This is a genomic window from Dictyobacter halimunensis, from assembly GCF_036245075.1.
Genome location: NZ_BSRI01000001.1, coordinates 3121928 through 3142026, shown reverse-complemented (window position 1 = coordinate 3142026; position 20099 = coordinate 3121928). Strand labels below are relative to the sequence as shown.

Genomic DNA, 20099 nt, shown 5'->3' with positions numbered 1-20099 from the left:
TCCAATTAGGCGTGAATTGCTTGAGATGCCGCCAGAATAAACTCGGAGACCTCCAGGGGATGGGAAACCGGCGAGGCATGGCTTGAAGCGATCTCACGAGTGGTGGCACCCATTCTCTTCGCAAAAAAGCGCTCGGCATCAGGATTGATTACCCGGTCATTCTGGGAAACGAGATACCAGGATGGCACCGATTTCCAGGTGGGCGTTCCTGATGGAGTTCCAATACAGGAGAGCGCCCAGGGCTTCTGTGCCAGCGCGTCCGCTTTGGCTTCAATTGTATTTACATCCTGCATAAAGACAGAGGGAAAGGCCGATGGCGTGATCCAAAGGGTGTTAGGTACAAACGAAGGCGCGAGTACATTGCCAACGGGTGTGGCTGGGAACTGGCCAATGAGGCTCTGGACGCTCTCCCCGCTATCGGGAGCAAAGGCCGCGATATAGACCAGGCCGCGCACGTTTGAACCAGTAAGTCCGACGTTGCTAATCACAACCCCACCATAAGAATGACCAACCAGGATCGTCGGGTTGGAGGTGGTCGCAAGGTAGGCCAGGGCTTCGTTCGTAACGGCAACATCATCAGCTATCGAGGTCATGGGAAGCTGAACCGTCAGCACATTGAACCCCTGACCCTGGAGCAAGGAGATCACTTTGTGCCAACTGGAAGCATCAACAAAGGCACCATGGACGAGCAGAACATTGATCCCCGCTCCTGCTGAGGATATATGTTTATCCGTCGTGTTCGATGCGTTTGCCGCAGCCGCAGAAGATGCGGTGCGGCTCAGGAAAGCCGCGACTCCTGCTCCCGAGAGGGCCGTCGTCCCTGCTATGATTCCCGTGCGTTTGATAAATGTGCGACGCGTGGTCGCGAAAATACTTTTCAACGAATGATCCTCCGTTAAGTACAGGCTGTTGTGGATGAAACGTAACTCCATGACAGCGTATGTCCATATTGCATAACTCAATAAGAAAGGGTGCTCGCAACGAACGATTCCCCACTCGGAATTGTAGCGAAAAAGCACTTGCTCTCAAACTGCATCAGACTGCAATATGGCCCTTCAACTTTGGGAGGAGTGCCAGCAGCTTGCCTGTTTTCTGCGTATGTGAAGGAATAGCAGGCTGGCCACATGTGCTTTATTCTGTTGTGTTGCAAAAGAGAATCGTATCTGGTAAAGTAGAAGCATCGTCGAGACAATGGTTCGGGATATATGATGGAATTACAGCCTTCGCTTCCCACAACGGTTCATCCCGATTGTGTGGAGTTTGTTAGAGTCGTTGAAGAATTGCTTCTTCTCAGGTTGCATGAAGCCGGCCAGAGCCGCGAGAGCGTGCCCTTTGCAACGCGGGAAGACAGTTGGGGACCACGCAAATGGCATCGGACAGAACTCGAAGATATGGTGTACAGCAGCTATAAACGCATGCGGCAAGGCCATATTACCCGTCCACCCCGACGAGCAGTGGTGATGGAAATCGCAGACTACTTCCAATGTAGCCTGCCGGAACGCAATCGTTTACTTCTCGCGGCCCATACTTTCCCGGTCGAACTCTATCTCACCGGGCCAGACCTGGAACGCGTGCTGGGCGTGGCAATTGAAACGGCACAGGCGTTGCCGATGCCCGCGATGATTATCAATCGGGACTGGCGCATTCATTATTTCAATACATCGCTCCTGCACCTCTATGATCTCTCTCCTGAACAAATTGCGCAGCTTCCTGCTTCCTCTGTAAACTTGCTCCAATTGCTGTTCGATCCCACGCTCCCCCTGTATCCCAACCTGATGACTAATCGTGAATCCTGGGAGCAAATGGCCTCCCAGACCATCTACGGTTTTAAAGCGGCAAACCTCCTGAGCATATATGAACCCTGGTATCAGGAAGTGCTCAACCGACTTCTGCTCCTCCCTGAATTTGCCTCGCATTGGCAGCAGATTTTCCCCAGAAAAAGCGTAGAAGAAGCCTCAATATCACCAACAGGCATTACTCTGGAAACATCGGTCCCGCGCCTGGGAGATCCCTCTCGCTCGCTTTCCTTGCGTCCGCTTCTCATTTCCACAGGCTATTTCCATTACACATTTCCCCAGATTATTGGCTTTCTCCCCATCTCTCTGGAGGACCAGGCAATTTTCGAGGAGATCGGACTGCCATACCTTACACCAACATCTGGCGGACAAGTTGTCCCTTGAGTTTCCTTTACAATAGGAATGTGGTTTTCTGGGAGTGTTGCAAGCAATAATCTCACCTGATGAGCGTAGAATTAAGGATGAGGCAATGGTATAGGAACACAATCCCCATCCAAATTTTTGCACAAGCTCCTGACACTTTCCACACGGTGACTCCTGGTGCGATCACGTTTGATAAAAATACGATGTATTCCGCAGCTTTTTACAATTTGGCGGCAGCGGAAGTACTGGCTGCTCCTTTGTGAACTACACCAACACCAGTATCTCAACAATCTCGTTGAACAGAAACATTGTGCATATCGGACGGTTCGTCAAACTGGGGAAGGAATGTTGGTTGTGTTGCAGAAGCAATCTGCAACACAACCAACATTGGTACCTGCCCTCATTGTCATCTGGCTATTGCAAATAAAGGTGAAAGGTTATGCAAAAAGAACCCTGGCATCAGCGATTGCGGCATGAACGCATCAGCCGTAACTGGCGACAAAGTGATCTGGCGGAACAGTTGGGTGTGGCAATTACTACAGTTCAACACTGGGAGCGCGGGAGGCATTTGCCCAGCGCCTACTTTCGTGTAAAACTGAGTGCGCTCTTTGGAAACAGCATGCAAGAAGTGAATGTGGAAGATACTTTGCTCTCCCCCATTCTTGTCACAAGCAAGGAAGCAGATGCAGATGATGTAGATAATAAGTCACCGAAAGAACGGGCTCTCTGGACAGTACCTTATACGCGCAATCCTTATTTTACCGGGCGGGAATATCTGCTGGATCAGCTTTTCCACCAATTCGCTCCGCCATCCGCAAACCAGCCAGCGTTTCTACGCCGGGCGATCTTAACACAAATACAGGCCATCAAGGGACTGGGAGGCATTGGCAAGACACAGATTGCTATTGAATTTGCATATCGCTGTCTCGAACAGGGGCGTTATATTCATACCCTTTGGGTCGTTGCCTCCAGCGAAGAAACCATCCAGAAAAGCTTTGTCGAACTCACCGCGCTTCTGCCTGAGATGGTCACGCAAGGCATGACGGATCAGCGCAAGCTCGTTGCTGCCGCACTGCTCTGGCTCGAGCAGTGTGAGCAACCATGGTTGCTCATTTTTGATAACGCTGATGCCCTTCCTATTGTGCAGCCCTATCTTCCTCGACATGGCAATGGATGTATTCTCCTTACTACGAGAGCGCAAGCAACAGGTTCGCTGGCTCCCTCTCTTGAAGTGGAACTTATGGAACAGCACGAGGCCATATATTTCTTGCGTCGCCGGGCGCAACGTTGTGTAGATGGTTCACCTCAGGAGATCGAGGAGGCTCGCACGATTGTCGAGACGCTCGCACGGTTCCCGCTCGCCCTCGATCAGGCTGGTGCCTACATCGATGAGACAAAATGTAGTTTTCGTGACTATCTACAGATCTATCAGGAACGCCATTATGCCCTGCTCTCCCGCCGTGGCATGCAGATCACATCGTATCCAGAGTCAGTTGCAACGACCTGGTCATTGTCATTCACCCAGATAAAACAAGCCAATCCTGCTGCCGCAGATCTGTTGCGTCTCTGCGCCTGTCTCGCACCCGATCATATACCAGAAGAGCTCTTCACAGAAGGAGCTTCCTACTGGCCTCCTGCTTTACGACAGGCTACGGCAGATCGTTTCGCCTTCAACCAGCTCCTGCAGACCTTACTGGCCTTTTCTCTCGTGACGCGGTGCTCGGAGGGCCATTTTCTGGGTATCCATCGCCTGGTACAGGTTATTCAGATGGAACAGATGACGCCGCAAGAACAACGTCAATGGGCAACATGTGCGGTTCTTGCTATATACGCGATCTTTCCTCATGATCCAGAGCATGATGTGAGCTCCTGGCCTCAATGCCTGCGCTATCTGGAACAGGCTTATGCCTGTAGCCAGTTAATCCAACGGCATCATATTCTGCTCCCTGAAGCCGCCGAGGTCCTTCACCGGATAGCAACCTACCTGCGTGAACGCGCATTCTACCCCCTGGCCGAACCATTGTATCAGCAGGCCATCCAGATCAGGGAGAAACAAGGAGGGGCTGAGCACCTCGACGTTGCCGCTTCTTTGCACGGTCTGGCAAAAGTATATCGCTTGCAAGACAGGTATGCGCAAGCCGGGCCTCTCTATGAGAGAGCATTGCGCATTCGTGAGCAGCAAGTAGGGGTTGAACACCCACTGGTGGCCGATTCTGTGCATGATCTGGCCGATCTCTCTAGAGGGCAGGGGAAGTTTGCGGACGCAGAACAGCTTTATGAGAGAGCATTGTGCATTCGCGAGCGGCAGTTGGGCACAGAGCATCCTCAAGTGGCCAATACCCTGAACAATCTGGCTATCCTCTATGAAAATCAAGGAAAGTTTGCGGACGCAGAACGACTTAATCGGCGGGCCCTATATATCCGTGAGCAGAGTCTTGGTGCGGAACATCCTCTGGTGGCAGTGTCCTTGAACAATCTGGCTATCCTTTTCCATCGCCAGAAAAATTATACTGAAGCTGAGCATTTCTATCGGCAAGCATTCCATATTTGGGAGCAGCAAATAGGGTCGGAACATCCTCTGGTGGCGGCGTCTTTGAACAATCTGGCTATCCTTTTCCATCGCCAGGAAAATTATGCTGAAGCTGAGCATTTCTATCGGCAAGCATTCCATATTTGGGAGCAGCAAATAGGGTCGGAACATCCTCTGATAGCCACTTCTTTGTACAATCTAGCTATTTTCTACTCCTGCCAGGGAAAATACGCTGAAGCTGAGCCGCTCTGTGAGAAGGCGCTGGCCATTCGCGAACAGCAGGTGGGCGTGGAACATCCTGATCTCGCTACGTTCTTGAATGGGTTAGCACATGTCTACATTCGGCAAGGGAAATACACACAAGCTGAGCCGCTCTTCCAGCGAGCAATTCACCTGTGCACATTGGAGTTAGACTATCCAAAAGTGGCCTATCCTCTCGATGGGGTTGCTGCAAACTGCTGCAACGGACAAGGGAACTGTACGGATGTCAGGCCACTTCATACGCGAACATTGAGCATCTGGGAACAGCAGGTGGGACCGGAATATCCCGAGGTTGCTTACCCACTGAGCGGGCTTGCCAGGCTTTACAGAGAGCAAGGGAAAAATACAGAAGCTGAAGCGCTCTACACGAGCGGGCTGCACATCCGCGAACGCCTGTTGGGATCAGAACATCTTGAAACAGCTGCTCTCTTGCACGAATTCGCGGGCTTTCAACATACTTGTGGCAAGTACGGGGAAGCAGTTGTGCTGTACCAACGTGCACTCACGATCTGTGAACAAGCGCTCGGATGTGCCCATGCGAAAACCATCGATGTTCGTCAGTGCTTACAGGCGGTTCTGTCAGAGCTGAGTGAATAAAGGGTAGTGTCTACATCTACAACTCCCTCGTTGTTTTCGCGCCTCTCGCGACATAATAGTGCTTTGTCAGCCTTGAATTTGCGGATAAAGATGCTTGAGCTTGATACGGCCATCGTCCGTCGTAAAATGCCAATCAATGCGCGTCCGCTGATGATCACGGTCCTCCTTGCCACTCAGCGACGCGCCGTTGCACCTCCTGGAACGTCGCAATGCGCCCACGCAAGGCTTACCGAGAGAGTGCCGATAGTTCAATCTCCGCCATATTGAGCCAGCTGCCATGGATCGGCGTATAATAGATCTCTAACCATTGGGCCAATCTCCACGCCTCCTCAGGGGCAAACACCTCCTAGAAGGAACTGGGAGAATGGGTATTGAGATTATCCATGACCAGGATCACTTTCTCCGCCGTTGGATAGTACCGCTCGATCACCTCACGCAGAAACAGGGCCTAATCCCCTTTGGTTCTGCGTTGCCTCACCGTTACTGAAGTCGCAAAAGCCCTCCGGGTTGATGAGACGGCGGTTCGCCGGTGGATTGAGCACGGCGTGCTCGAAGCCATTCGCCTCCCTGCCAAGGGCCCCCAACAGCCGCTACCGGATCCCCAAGCGCGCCCTTGCGCACATTCTCGGCGAGTCTCGCTAACCCGGCGGCTGCGCGCTCGCACAACGGGCCGGGGTGGATGTCCCACCCCGGTCCGCACTGCCGTTGCTGGTGATCACCAGCAAATCGACACATATCATATGAATGGTTCTCGGAAAAAGAACTACTTAAACATAGTATTTTTAATTATAATTCAAAAAATGGGATATTGATATAACAATGGCATATAGGTTTAATAGAATTATTAAGGAAGCTCAATTCTTTCATCTACGAGCCAGGGATTGTCTATTTATAGAAATTCATCGCCATATTGATTTTATATTTCGGTTAGGTTATACCTTGAAAGAGCAAAAGTAGAATGCGCCGAAACGCTATACAGCCAAGGTTTTCATCTATTAAACGAGGAGGTGGACAATGGCACGTATTCAGGAATCGTACAAAGGGCGGAATATCGTCATTCAAGAACCGGAACAGAAACCGACAGAAGAGATTCAAGAGCCCCGACTCAATATCGATGGGCAGCCGGTAAGAGTGATTCACAATTCAGATGGAACGTACTCTTCCGAGGTTCTCTTCTACACCAAATACGCGTCACTCTTAGAACTCGCACGGGCCGGTATCGACAGTCTTCCGCCCAAAGAACAAGCTTCGGTTGCTCGTAGGTAGTTGCTTGTATCCTGAGAGGATAGCTTCCTCTTCTAAGATCAGGGGGCGTAAAATGGTCGTCCGGAAAAAATCAGGTACACTTTCCGAACAAGAAACGGCACAAATTGTCCAGCGGAAAAACCAAGTTACACTTTCCGAGCCAGAAAAGACGCAAATTGTTCAGGCGGTTCTCACCCTCAAAGCTAACGGCACATACGATCGGTACGTCAGAGAGCACATAGACTATGCGCTTGCTGGCCACCGTGGTCCTGCTTTTTTCTCCTGGCACCGGGAGTTTTTGAGACGCTTCGAGCGGGACTTGCAGAAGGCAGCGCGAAACCCGAACCTTGGTTTGCCATATTGGAATTGGTCGTTCGATAATTCTTCAAACTCGTCGATCTGGGGACCAGGTTTTATGGGTGGAAACGGTCGTACCTCGGACGGCCAGGTTATGGATGGTCCGTTTGCCTTTAATACAGGCAATTGGACACTGAACGTTCGTACTAACGGAGAACCACCCTACCTCAGGCGTCAGTTCGGAGTTAACATCCCCTCATTGCCAACGCAGGCAGACGTTGAGGATACACTTAAAACTGGACCTTACGACGTAGCTCCGTGGAACATCAGCTCTGGATCGGGGTTCCGCAACAAGGCAGAAGGTTGGATTCCAGGACCCGAACCCCAGATGCACAACCGCGTTCACGTGTGGGTCGGTGGATCCATGCTGCCAATGACCTCCCCAAACGACCCCGTCTTCTTCTTGCACCACTGTTTCGTTGATAAGCAGTGGTCCGATTGGCAGGTTCGGCAGCTGGAGCTAGGAGGCGGAGACTATAACCTCTACCTTCCATTCTCCGGTGCTAACCCTGGCCACAACCTCGAAGACGCCATGCCTCCATGGGATCAGCCAAACGATACCGTCACGCCGGCAGACGTGCTTTATAACCACGGCCAGATGGGTTACAGCTACGACACGGACACCGACATGCAGCCATTCGATGAGCTCATGCCCGGACAGCGGATATACTCCCGGGGCAACACTCACTGCCTTACTTATCAGAGTGATAGCAACCTGGTGCTCTACTGGGTCCCCACGTGGCAACAGCTGTGGAACTCGCATACCGCCGGACAGCCGGTTGGCGTATGCAGGATGGAGGGCGATGGCAACCTGGTCATCTACGGTCCGAACAACCAAATAATCTGGTCATCTGGCACCAGCGGTCATACTGGCGGTCGCCTGGTGGTCCTACCTGGCAAGGTAGTGATATACGGGCTCGACGGCAAGGTGATCTGGTCCACACCGTAGGCACGGTAGTGATATACGGGTACGACGACAGGGCGGTCTAAGCGACAAATACTGTGTAACGTTGAGATTTCCCATGGCTTGAGCCATGGGAAATCTGCTTGGCTGTGTTGCAAAAAATCATGAGGAGGTGCAATAAAATAGATCAAGATTTATTTTATTACACAACACAAAAAATGCTCTCCTTCTTCCCTCACAACCACAACCAGACAAATCAGACCGCGATCCTCTTTCTCCTTGCGCTAGGCACAGGCACCGTATCACCCAAGAACCTCGCCAACACTCTCCACTCCAGCCACACGTATTTCACACATCACTCCTCTTATGCATCTCTCTTATCGAGAGAACTTTTTATGAAAAGAGGAACATGCCCATGCTCTTTCGGACACCATCCCGGTTGTTGTGTAAAGAGTTTCCTCCCAAAGCAGGTCAATAGAAGAGATAATACAGGCATAGATTGTCTCTTTTAGTAAAAACTTCCATTTCAAACCGGAGGGAACAACTATGCCTGTGCCTAAGAAAAAGGGTATCACATCGAACAACAACCTCTTACCATCGTCGGAGCAAGCATCTCCATCATTACCAGAACAGCAAACGTTCCATGAGCATTTACGCGCATTGACGCGAAGTGCGGTGCGTGTGGTGATCGAAGAAGTCATGCGCGAAGAGCTGAAGCAGTTTCTCGGAGCGGACTGGGGAGAGAGTACGCCTGAACGTAAAGGCTATCGCAATGGAACCTACACGCGTGATCTGGCGACCTCATCTGGCCCAATTGAAGATCTTGAAGTTCCCAGAGATCGCGAAGGACACTTTCATACCCACGTCTTTGATCGCTACAATCGCTATGAACCCCGGGTGGCTGAAGGGTTAACGCAGATGTTTGTGGCTGGGGTCAGTACCCAGAAAGTAGGAGAAGTGGCCCAAACCCTGATGGGGGTTGCCCCGAGTGCCAGCGCCGTGAGCCGGCTCAATCATACACTGACGGAACAATTTGAAGCGTGGCGTGAGCGCTCTTTGCACACCCATTGGCGTATTGTGTACCTCGATGGGGTTCATTTCACGGTACGTCATGGAGACCAAACGGATTCAACCATCATTTTAACGGCCCTGGGAGTAGATCTGGAAGGAGCGAAAGAGGTACTCGCTTTACGGGTGTGCGCCGAAGAAAGCAAGGACGGATGGATGGACCTGCTTCAAGACCTGCGGACACGGGGAGCCACCCAGGTAGATCTCATCGTGACGGACGGACACGATGGGTTGCTCGCAGCCGTTTCCACCCTTTTTCCCACGACCTTGCGCCAACGCTGCGTAATCCATAAACAGCGTAATGTGATGAATGCCATTCCCAAACGGGAACGAGGTGCGATCACCACCGAGTTGACTGGGATCTGGAAGTCGTTGACGAAAGAGGAAGCGCTGACCCAATTGGCAGCTTTTCAAGGGAAATACCAGAAGCGCTATCCCGAAGCCGTGCGAAGCTTGATGGAAGATGAAGCACATCTCCTGACATTTTATGCCTTTCCGCAGGTGATGCATCGCTACATTCGCACGACCAATGCCATTGAAAGTTTTTTCAGCAATGTGCGGCAGCGAACCGACCAGATCGACTCCTTCACCACGGAAACGAGTTGTGTGACCATCGTGTGGGCAGTCATGCAAGCGATCCATTTGCCGAAGATTCCCGTCAACTAAAGACGAAATGGTGATTACGAAGGCTTGTGAGCAACCAGCCGGAGTGGGTGGGTCAGTGGGAGATGGTGTTTGTCGACCATCCTGTGTAACAGAAACACCTCAAAGAACTTTTTGTCTCGTGCGTTTTGCATGCCTGTGTTGCATGTTCCTGTTCCGCCGGAATTTGTCAGGAGGATACCGTTGGTTTCACCTCTTTGCTTGCTTACTTGCACTTTGCCTCTACACAACAATCGGCATGGTGTCCTCTTTCGCCTCATGCCTGCTTGTTGTACTATTGATCCCGTTGCGTTGAGAACGCTCTCCCATGTGTTTTCTGTCTGTGCTGTACGACTCCTAAATTCTTTTACAGACATCAGCTAATCGCAAGAGACACGAACAGGAACTGGGGCAACAAGTCGCAGCGTCGCATATGCTCAAAGAGAAACAGTATCTTCTGGTACAGCCAGGACTCCTTGAATTGCTATACATCTTTTTGTATGGATACCTCTTACAATTGTGTCAGTGAAAGTGTTGGACAATCTACGGTATAAGAGAAAAAGATAAAATACTCAGCACAGGAAGTGGAAAAGAGATATGGCAAAAACAGAACTCATTTCTCTTATCAAACAGAGTGTTCAAGAATGGAACAAATGGAGAGAACAACATTCAGATGTAACAAAGGAACATTGATCGCCTCATTCCAAGGACATATCATAGAGCCTGCAGAATACAAAGCAAAAGAACTAGAAAAACTCAAAAATAATAGATGAGGAAACTCACAGAGGATAGAATAGGCAGGCATGTATTCAACTGGGACCACTATATCATATGATATTTTTTATCAGGAATGATCCTTGAAATATGGCAGATACACTCGATATCAGCTTTACCTTCCAAATCGGGCAAACGCCGAGCTATTGGTGGTCGATCTTGTATGGCGTGTTAGCATCCTACCAGTTTACATTCAATGCCCCTGATCATCCTACCGGGCAAAGTAGCTATACCTATTATCGTTATAATCCACCGTATACAGAGGATAACGAGGAGATCGAATCTTGTATCGGTTCCTTAGAAGAAGATGTTTCAGAGGAGCACAAAGACCGTCACAGCACCCGCTATACCAACCAGGTGCAGGCTAATCTTCCAATAGCGCGTTACGATAAGCGAAATACCGCAGGCGACGATCACCGCAACCACGGTAGCAATGAGTATGGGAGACGCGTGCAAAGCGTAGAGGCCCGCAAAGCTGAGCAGCATACACGTCAGGCCAAAGAAGAGCGGCACAAAACGCTGTTCACGTTGGCTGACATGGTGATCCATCAACTTCCCTTTGCGTACACCCTGCCAGATAAAAAGAAATGGTGCCACCGAGATACCCAGAATAGGAATGATCCACCAAAGGAAAGCATGCACCACATCAGGCGCTGTCACCAGTGCAATCACTAAAAATGTTGGGAGCGCAACAAACAAGGGGTTCGAAATCTCGGAAACCACGCGTGCCAGCTGCTGTTGAACGGTCCTATGCTCTGAGGTTTTTTCCATCTCTTCTCTGTACGTACCTTTCTCAATACCATTTCTATCTGCAATCACGCCACAAGAATGACTACCATATGAGGCAAATCTTACAAAACCGCCTTCTTGCTAATCCCTGGTATATCGCAATCGCATGAATCGACATACCTTTCAGTACACTATGGTCCATGGCAACATTATTCGAAGGAAAAGGGTTGACTCTTGTAAGCGCCTTTATTGCGGATGATATCCGCGATCATCTGCCGCGTTAAAACAACGGGATCGCTCTCATCAAAATAGAGCACACTCGAACGCCACTTTTCCATACAGGCATACGCGAAGGAAAAAGCAAACACATGGCTGTCGCCATGGCTACCAATATCGATCGTAATTGCCGATTGTGGCTCGCCAGGGAGTGCGGTACACACATAGTGAAAATCTTTCGGATGGTCTTCCCTTAAGACAGGAATAACCTCTGCTTCAGGAAAAATCATGATGTAACCCTGTGCCGAAGACATCAGGCTGCTCACATTCGGATTCTCATCTCCATAGCCACCCATCCCCAAAACAAATGCTCTCACCTCCTCAGGCGTAACATCCTCTCGGGCAATACATACACTCATAGATGATCCCATAGATGCTCCTCAAAGAAAAATACGCAAAGTCAAAGGTATCAGACACGATCATGTATAGAACTGGCTTGCGAGAAACGACCATAGCACTCCTTTAGAGTAGTGAAGCAACCGGCTCTGTGGTGATTTCTTTGTATACCTCATGGATACGGTGATCCGGCTCATGCACCCAGGTAGCCATTTCCCTGGGCTGAAGAGCCGAGCGCAAGGCATAGACACGTTGCAGGAAACTCAACGAGCGCACGTGGCGAATAATAGTCAATGGCTGACAGGCAGCCTCAGAGGCCTTCTGACCATCGCCAAGGCCAGCATACGCAGTTCCCATATCTGCCAGTATAACTGATGTGCGCCTCAAAGGGGAAGAGCTCACCAGCGATTCGGTGGTCTGCAGTGCACCAGGCGCTCTGAAGGGCAAGAGGGCGGGCAATGCGTGCGCATATACATTGGGATGCAGAGAAAGAGCATGGAACCCTGCGTTCCTAACAGCGTCTAGTCACAGCATACGCCGTATCGGGCAACTCTTGGATCCCGAAGCGTTTGCGGATATGAAAACAATAGCAAAAGACCAGCCGCCCACTGGAAATGCAGGCAAGCGGCGGTCTTCTTCTATGGATAGTGAGAGGGCCGGCTAACGAACGCCTGCGCTATCGGCTTCAACGGCTACTTCTTGCTGCACTGCCTTGTTCTGACGTGCCACCCTCGCACGGGAAAGCAGCCAGTAAAGCACGCCAGCCACGATTAAACCCGTAAACACGCTCATGTCGGAGTTGTTGAACACATGTGACATGGGTCCCTGCACTAACGATGAATTCAACCAGAGCACCGAGGCAATCATCCCCCCAATCTGAGCGATCAGACCCGCAGGATTGACACCGCCCTTATACCAGTACGGACCGCTCAAACGAGTGAACAGGCCAGCGGCGTCGTATCTATTACGGCGCATCCAGGCATCCACCAGGTAGATCGCACACCAGGGAGCCAGAAAGACAATCAGCAGAGCCAGAAACTCACCATAGAGCGTATTAAAGCTCGAAGAGAAGATGGCGATGGCCGCCAGAATCATACAGATCACCATATCGATAGCCGTCGCCTGCCAGCGCTTGACCGGTATACCGATGGTCTGCAATGTCAGACCAGACGAATACAGGTCTATCGCGTTTACTGCGAGCAAGTTGATGAAGAGCAACAGCAGATAAGGCACCAGGAACCATGCAGCCAGTGCCGATGGGAGACCAGAGATAGGGTCAGACGCGCCAGGTAATTTGGTCGCTACCGCTGCACCCAGAATCTCCAGCAGCACCGCCGGGATCATTCCGCCGAGCGTCGAGGACCAGATGACTGACGAAGAGCGTACTTTCTGTGGCAGATAACGTGAATAATCACTTCCGGTATTTGCCCAGGAGATCCCTCCAGCGGACACCATCAGTGCAAAACCAATGGTGAGGTCTGCAAACGAGCCGGCATGGCCGCCTGACACCTGAACCTTCCCCGCAATCATGATCGCCACAACGGCAAAGAAAGCCAGAAATACCCAGGCCAGCACCTTCTGAATCGCCATAATCGTCGCATGACCCAGTGTCGGCACATAGACCTGAATCGCCGCAATCACCAGAATTGCCACAACCTTAAACCAGACCGCATCACTAAACGGAAGACCGAGCGCGTGGAACAGTGTCAGAATCGCGATCACCGCCAGCGCCAGACCCGAACCCTCAAAACCAACCAGCGTACACCAGTTAAAAAATGCTAGCAAGCGTCCTCCGTTGGGACCAAATGGGGCACGGTTAATCGCAAAAGTCGCCGTACCCGTTCTCGGTCCCTGTACGCTGGTCAGGCCAAGTAAGAAGAAAGCCAGATTGCCCAGAAGAATAACACCCAGGCTCTGGTAGAAAGATAATCCCAGGGAGATTAAGATTGCCCCGTTAATGACATAAAATACATTGGCATTCGTGCCCAACCAGAGAAAAAAGAGGTCACGAGGACGTCCATGCCGCTCGTTCGCAGGTACCAGTTCAATGCCACGTTGTTCAAGCGCACCGGCCTGAGTCTCTTGTGGGGTATTCATTAGTGCTGTTGCTCCTGTAATTGCCGTAATTCCTGTAAAGGAGGAATACGTTCTAGCATCCCTGGCTCCAGGCGGTCCCAGAAGACGCGACCGGGCCGATGTCCATGGAATGCCGGGACGATAATTGTGCGTGTTGGTGTGACAATGAGATCCGAACGTGTATCGAACTCCGAACCGACCAGTTCCACATCGATAATCTGGCAATCATGGCCCGCGCTAATCACCGTCGGATTCTCCGTCAGTGCCTGTACTTCAGAGAACATGGCCCATTCAAGATCAAAGTAGCCATGCCCCTTGCCAAAGCGTAAGCCGTATATACTGATGGCCGAAGCTCCTGTAACCAGAAGGTCAAACTTGCCCAGTTTCGCGACCTCGGCCAATCCGACGGGTTGTGCGAAGCGGTCCATGCCATCCAGGGTCGCTGCCCAACCATGATGGGCGGCCGGTATGCGCTCCGGGTCGACGTAGAGAAAACCGCGCGCAATACCATAGGTGGACATCACGAAGTGTTTGCCATCCTCTATTGCTTTGCGCCGCAGCACCTCCAGATTGTTGTCCGGCGTGATAAACATCAGGTGACTATTCTGCCAGGCAGGTAGCTCCTGGATACGTCGAGCACCCTCCTCGGACCCTTCGTAGTCGGCGATGAACTCGGCGAAGTCCCAGTGGAAACGCGAGTCCGGTCGCGCCACCTGACGCAGCTGACGCCAGATATGTTGCCGCATCTCGTCGCGCGTCAATGTGCCGGATAGCTGTTCTTGCGCTTGCTCTTCACCATCCCCATGCATTGTCATAGTTCTCAATACCTCCAAACGATCTGGCTCCCAACCGATCAGCTAGAAAACACAAAAAGCCTTACCAACGAATATCTGTTGGTAAAGCTTCTTCGCTACCTTTGATCAGATGTGAAAAATATCCTGAGCCTTCCGGATAGACTCTCACGAGAAAAGTGTGGGCGTCTTTTTCCTGATCAAAATATACTCATATTGTAGATTACATTACGCAAGAATAATAGGCAAGCACTCAACACGCACTCAATATGAGCTTTCACCACTTCGGCATTGGCATCTACAATTTTCCTTGAGTTAACTATCCCCTCGCCAAAAATGCACAAGCCAGGGCAATGCCCCGACCAGATAGTCAGGGCTTCACCGAAGGTTTGCACACAAACATGTCTGGTGCTTATCTTCATCTGCAAAAAGTGTCACGAATACGAACCATCAAGCCTCAGCTGCAGAGACAATATCAGGTACCTGCTCCCCTACCAGTTGCATTCTCTTTTTCAACTGTTCCCGTAATCCGTGTGCCACCTCTTCATGGGATTTTCTTCCAGCCAGATTATTCAGTTCATACGGATCCGCTTCAAGATCATACAAAAATTGCTCAACATAGCGATCCGCATGGGAATCTTTCCATCCATGTTTCTCGGGAGCAACAACGCTGTATTTCCAACGCTGTGTGCGAAGAGCGCGCCCCACTTGCGACTCACTTATCTGGATGAACATATCCTCTGGTCGATCATCCTCTTCATTTCTTGCTAGAGGAAGCAATGAATGTCCTTGCATATCCTGAGGGATATCGAGGCCTGCCGCATCCAGAAGCGTGGGCGCAATATCAACGAGACTCACCAGTTCCTTCACACATCTCCCACCATCAAATCCAGGGCCTTGAAATGCCATGGGAACATGAATCGAGCTTTCATGGCAGGAACGCTTGTATTCACTATTACGTGTTTTAAAATGGCACCCATGATCAGAAGCGTAGAGAACGATCGTCTTCTCTTCTAATGCTAAGCTCTTCAGCGTGTCCAGTAGTCGGCCAAATGCCTCATCGACACGCTTGACCTGCCCATAATAGCCAGCAATGTGCTGCTGGGTCGAACCTCCTAATGCCGCAAGGTCAGGTGGCACCCATGCTCCCACATACCGTTCTTGATAGCCATCTGGGGCCGGGAAATAATCCTGTTGGTTTTGCTGATGCGGCTCCAGATGAGAGAGGAAGAGATAAAAGGGCTGATGCTGGTGTGCATCGACATAGCGTATCGCTGCATCAGTGAGAGCATCAGGGCGATAACCCGGCAGCTTTACCGGAGCATTGTCATTGTTATACACGGTGGTATCATACGGTCCTGAGGTAAACTCCAGAATATTAGACGCAAGCCAATAGTCATAGCCTCCCCTTTCCTCTTCAACGACCGGATCCTTCGTCCCAAGATGCCATTTTCCAATATAGCCAGTGTCGTAGCCCGCCTGCTGGAAATAATGGGCAATGGTTTTCGCATCTCGTGGTAAAGGAATATCATTGCGATAACACCCGGTCGTTGTTGCATACCGTCCGGTCTGAAGCACCGAACGAGCTGGCCCACAAACTGGTTGAGGAGTAAACGCATGATAGAAATGCGTTCCCCGTTGAGCCATCCGGTCAAAATTCGACGTGAGGTGCAGCGGATTGCCATAGATACTTGAGGTATCCCAGCGCTGCTGATCGGTAAAAAAAACAATCACATTGGGACGATCTATCTTACGTGTCCGACGAACCATATTTTTCCCTTCCATAGAAAACGACGTTTGATGACATCGTGCAAAATAGAGACAGCTGGCTACTTCATGCCTGAAAGTACAATACCACGCACAAAGTAACGCCGCCACATGTTCCACACACAAAAGCGCGTGCTCCCTTACGACGAGAACACGCGCTCCACACATTTGCTCTCGATCGCTCCAGGTATCCTCGCACCAATGAACGGTTTCGTCAGTTTGACGTTCCACTCGATCGGCTCCTGGAGGCGTTGAGCTATCTTTGACCTTCCTTCCCCCCCAAACAGCTTTTTTAGCCCTTGACAGGTCCACTTGTCAATGCCGATGTAGTCGCGGCTCATGAAACTTTTTGGTGAAGCATTTTTTTTCGGAGCAGAGAGAAGCTCGCTCGTCCATACATGAGCCTTTTGTGCGTTTTGATTTTGTTCACAGCGCCTTCTACTGGACCTTGACTCCATTCATAGGTCAATCCTGCTCGTACTGCATCATAATCTCGGTCAATCCCATTGACAAAACTGACGAGTTCTTGAATCTTACTTTCACGGACTTCTTTCATCCATCCGTTCAACAGATCAGGCTTCAGCCCACGTACCATACGAAGAAATGATTGAAGGAAACGATAGAGTTGACCAACTTCTTGAGAACTCTCGAAAAGCTTCGTCAGGCCTTGTTTTTCTTCAGCGGTGAGATCGTCCTCTTTTTTAGCAAGGAGCCAGCGTAACTCTCTTGCCGAAAGCATTGAAGGCATTTTTTTTGTTTGAATGGATTGAGGAGGGTATTTCATGCCGGAAAGCCCCCGACGCAAGCGCGTCACCACATCTTTGACGATAGAGATCCCCCCTTGATATCCTTTTTCCTGTAATTCTTCGAAAAGCTGCTGTGCTGTGGGGGTCTCTTCATTCCAGCGTTGACAGAGATACTCATAATAAGGATCAAGCAAGCTGGGTTTTCGTGTGCGTGGAGCAATACGGACAGGGCCCTCTATTTGAAGATACTTCCGAACCGTTCCACGAGCCAGCCCGAGATCAACGGCAATCTCATGCCCACTTCTTCCCTGTTTGTGCATTTCTCGTACCTTTTCGACAATCTCTTGTTTTCTCTCGAATGTCGCTTGAGAACGACGTTCTTGCCTCCGTTGTTCATAGGTCGGTTTTTCCTTGCTCGCTGAGGTCAGCACTGGCGCAGAAGGTGCTGGAATGGACAATGATTGCCGTTTGAGGTAGCTTTCAACGGCATCTCCAAGATTTTTGCATACATGCCATCGATCCGCACACTGGATCGCTTGAGGAGCTCCCTGAGCGGCTCCATCGGCATATGCTCCACCGCGATCCCGGCTGACCACTTCGATTTCGGGATGCGACGCCAACCATGTTTTCACACTTTCTGCTTCCCGGTCAGGAAGAATATCGATGATCTCGTGTGAATCTAAATCGATCAGGACGGTACCATACCGGACACCACGCTTCCAGGCGAAATCATCAATTCCGACCCGTGTGATCTTGCCGACAGATGGGAAGGGGAGGAGGTGTAGAGAAAAGAGGACAGTCATTCTGGATACCTGAACTCCCATTTGTGCCCCTAAACGAGCACCACCATTCGCGTTGAAGGCGATCCCTATCGCCTGGACAAGTGTACGTAACCGAGTCGTCAACCGAGACGAGGGCTCAATCAATTCAGGAATGCGTTCGGTAAATACTTTGCGTTGACAGGAAGGATTGCGGCAAAAGAATTTTTTCACGGATAAAATGATCTTCACCACACGCCCAGTGCAAGGCAATTCCATCGGATGTCTCCGGTAATAGCTATGGATCGCCCGGGAAGACTGAGCACAGCCTGGGCAGAGGCACCAGATGCGCTTTGAGATGATGTGTATCGCCAGGTCGTTTTCTTCCTCGCGGATGGAAATGATTTCCAATCCATCAGGTAATGGGAGCAATGGAGTTGTTGGCATTCCTTTGCGACGTCTCCTCACACTTTATGAAAGAAGTGTAGCAGATTTCCATCACATTGCCAGGCATTCACCAAAAAGTTTCATGAGCCAGTATACACCCGGCGCTAACACACTATGCAGCATCACTGGAGATATCTTCTAGAATGAAGTAATATTCGTGTGAAAGGATGTATCTTTATGGATTCTTTACTCCAAAGCGCATTGAATGCGCAGGTTTATGATCTTGAGCAACCACGGTATTTTGGAGCTCCGATTCTCCCTTCACATGCACCTGGCTTTGTCTATACGTTGCATCGCCGTCATGAGCCGGGGCTGGGTGAGGCGCGTACAGGAGCCTCGGGCCATATTTACATGGCTGAACACGCCGGGACCCATATTGATGCCCTCACCCATCAGGCCGAGAATCTGAGGCTCTACGGTGGACGTGAGGTCAACGCCCATGTGCAAACCTCGACCGGATTTACCGAAATGGGGGTCGATACGATCGCACCAATCGTGTGCCGGGGCGTGTTACTTGATGTGGCGAAGTACCAGGGCGTTGATGTCATCGCGCCTGATCAGCATGTGACGCGCGCTGATCTTGAAGCGACAGCCAGTCAGCAGAAGGTCACGATTCGCGAAGGCGATGTTGTGCTGGTTCGTACTGGCAATGGTGCACGCTGGAAAGATCCAGAGGTCTATCTGGCGAGTGCGGGCATTCGTGGTGATGCCTCTCAGTGGCTGGCCGATCAGAAAGTCAGAGCGGTTGGCGCGGATAATGTTGCATGGGATGTCTTAAACGAAGTTGATCCCGAACTTCATGTGACGCTGCCGGGCCATATTATTTTGCTTGTGCGTCATGGTATCCATATTCTAGAAAATGTCTTTCTGGAGGATCTGGCACGAGATCAGCGACATGAATTTCTTTTTGTGTGTCTGCCCCTCAAAATTCAAGGAGGAACAGGTTCACCCATTCGCCCGATCGCGATCGCATCATAGCACGAAGGCCGGGACGTTGGACATGCCATCTGCCACGAGCAAATGGCATCCGATAACGGAAATCAGGTGTACTCCTGCCCTGTGGCAGCTCTTGTACGAGCTGCCACAGGGCGTTTGTTGCAATTGCATGCATCACCATCATCCGTACATCGCTTGTCGTGGGATCAGCGCGTTGCAAGTAGCTACACCATAGCGCAAAGCTAGCAGGAAAACTTCTTCCACCTTGTTCTTTTCCTCTCCAGAGTGTGCGAAAGATTGCTCCATCCGCAAATATGGCAGAAATTACAGAGGCAGGGTGACAACTTGCGATCTAGACAGCCAGGCGATGGATACTTGCTTTTCAAGTCGTTTTTTATTCATGTGGATATTTAATATGTGATATTAATCCGTTTCTTGCCCTATCTATAAATGCATCAAAATAGATGCAAAATATTTTTTATTGACATAACAATATTTTACTTATATAATAATATATAATATAAAAAAATATTTTATGTTATATGATGTCTAAACGAAGGCTCTTTCCATGCCACCTCATTGCTTTGTGAGCTTGTTTTTCTACTTATTGAGAAGGTACCTCTTATGAAGAACAATGCATCTGAAACAATGTCTTTGTCTCGGCGTCATATGCTACAAAGCATGTGCAGCGCCACGCTTG

General features: G+C 50.5%; 14 protein-coding genes. 6 read left to right on the top strand and 8 right to left on the bottom strand.

The window, feature by feature from the left end; translation table 11 throughout:
• Positions 1-5: 5 nt before the first annotated feature.
• Complete coding sequence (locus AABA21_RS12855; protein WP_338250514.1) at positions 6-881, bottom strand: alpha/beta hydrolase; 876 nt, start codon at positions 879-881, stop codon at positions 6-8.
• Between the two features lie 324 nt (positions 882-1205).
• Between AABA21_RS12855 and AABA21_RS12850 the strand changes: the two genes are divergently transcribed.
• The 5 genes from AABA21_RS12850 to AABA21_RS12825 all read left to right on the top strand — a co-directional run bounded on the left by AABA21_RS12850 (position 1206) and on the right by AABA21_RS12825 (position 9787).
• A complete protein-coding gene (locus tag AABA21_RS12850) occupies positions 1206-2180 on the top strand; it encodes an MmyB family transcriptional regulator (RefSeq protein WP_338250512.1) in 975 nt (324 codons plus the stop codon).
• Positions 2181-2598: 418 nt separating this feature from the next.
• Positions 2599-5547 (top strand): FxSxx-COOH system tetratricopeptide repeat protein, encoded by a 2949-nt coding sequence (gene fxsT, locus AABA21_RS12845; protein WP_338250510.1) that lies wholly within the window; start codon positions 2599-2601, stop codon positions 5545-5547.
• A 1014-nt stretch (positions 5548-6561) separates the two neighbouring features.
• Positions 6562-6813, top strand: a complete 252-nt coding sequence (locus tag AABA21_RS12835) for a tyrosinase family oxidase copper chaperone (protein ID WP_338250508.1) — start codon at positions 6562-6564, stop codon at positions 6811-6813.
• A 52-nt stretch (positions 6814-6865) separates the two neighbouring features.
• Complete coding sequence (locus AABA21_RS12830; RefSeq protein WP_338250506.1) at positions 6866-8098, top strand: tyrosinase family protein; 1233 nt, start codon at positions 6866-6868, stop codon at positions 8096-8098.
• Positions 8099-8599: 501 nt separating this feature from the next.
• Complete coding sequence (locus AABA21_RS12825; RefSeq protein ID WP_338250504.1) at positions 8600-9787, top strand: IS256 family transposase; 1188 nt, start codon at positions 8600-8602, stop codon at positions 9785-9787.
• Between the two features lie 1062 nt (positions 9788-10849).
• Here the strand turns inward: AABA21_RS12825 and AABA21_RS12820 are convergent.
• The 7 genes from AABA21_RS12820 to AABA21_RS12790 all read right to left on the bottom strand — a co-directional run bounded on the left by AABA21_RS12820 (position 10850) and on the right by AABA21_RS12790 (position 18463).
• Complete coding sequence (locus AABA21_RS12820) at positions 10850-11308, bottom strand: hypothetical protein (protein WP_338250501.1); 459 nt, start codon at positions 11306-11308, stop codon at positions 10850-10852.
• A 167-nt stretch (positions 11309-11475) separates the two neighbouring features.
• A complete protein-coding gene (locus AABA21_RS12815) occupies positions 11476-11913 on the bottom strand; it encodes a hypothetical protein (protein WP_338250498.1) in 438 nt (145 codons plus the stop codon).
• A 91-nt stretch (positions 11914-12004) separates the two neighbouring features.
• Positions 12005-12235, bottom strand: coding sequence for a hypothetical protein (locus AABA21_RS12810; protein ID WP_338250496.1), 231 nt, complete (start codon positions 12233-12235; stop codon positions 12005-12007).
• Between the two features lie 303 nt (positions 12236-12538).
• Complete coding sequence (locus AABA21_RS12805; RefSeq protein WP_338250493.1) at positions 12539-13975, bottom strand: purine-cytosine permease family protein; 1437 nt, start codon at positions 13973-13975, stop codon at positions 12539-12541.
• Positions 13975-14769, bottom strand: coding sequence for a 5-formyltetrahydrofolate cyclo-ligase (locus AABA21_RS12800; RefSeq protein ID WP_338250491.1), 795 nt, complete (start codon positions 14767-14769; stop codon positions 13975-13977). Before AABA21_RS12800 ends, AABA21_RS12805 begins: the two co-directional genes overlap by 1 nt.
• Positions 14770-15195: 426 nt before the next feature.
• Complete coding sequence (locus AABA21_RS12795; protein ID WP_420917150.1) at positions 15196-16515, bottom strand: sulfatase family protein; 1320 nt, start codon at positions 16513-16515, stop codon at positions 15196-15198.
• 334 nt (positions 16516-16849) lie between these two features.
• On the bottom strand, positions 16850-18463 hold the full coding sequence (locus tag AABA21_RS12790) for an ISL3 family transposase (protein ID WP_338246816.1): 1614 nt from the start codon (positions 18461-18463) through the stop codon (positions 16850-16852).
• 177 nt (positions 18464-18640) lie between these two features.
• Here AABA21_RS12790 and AABA21_RS12785 point away from each other — a divergent pair, with 177 nt between their 5' ends.
• Positions 18641-19441 (top strand): cyclase family protein, encoded by an 801-nt coding sequence (locus AABA21_RS12785; protein ID WP_338250486.1) that lies wholly within the window; start codon positions 18641-18643, stop codon positions 19439-19441.
• Positions 19442-20099 lie beyond the last annotated feature (658 nt).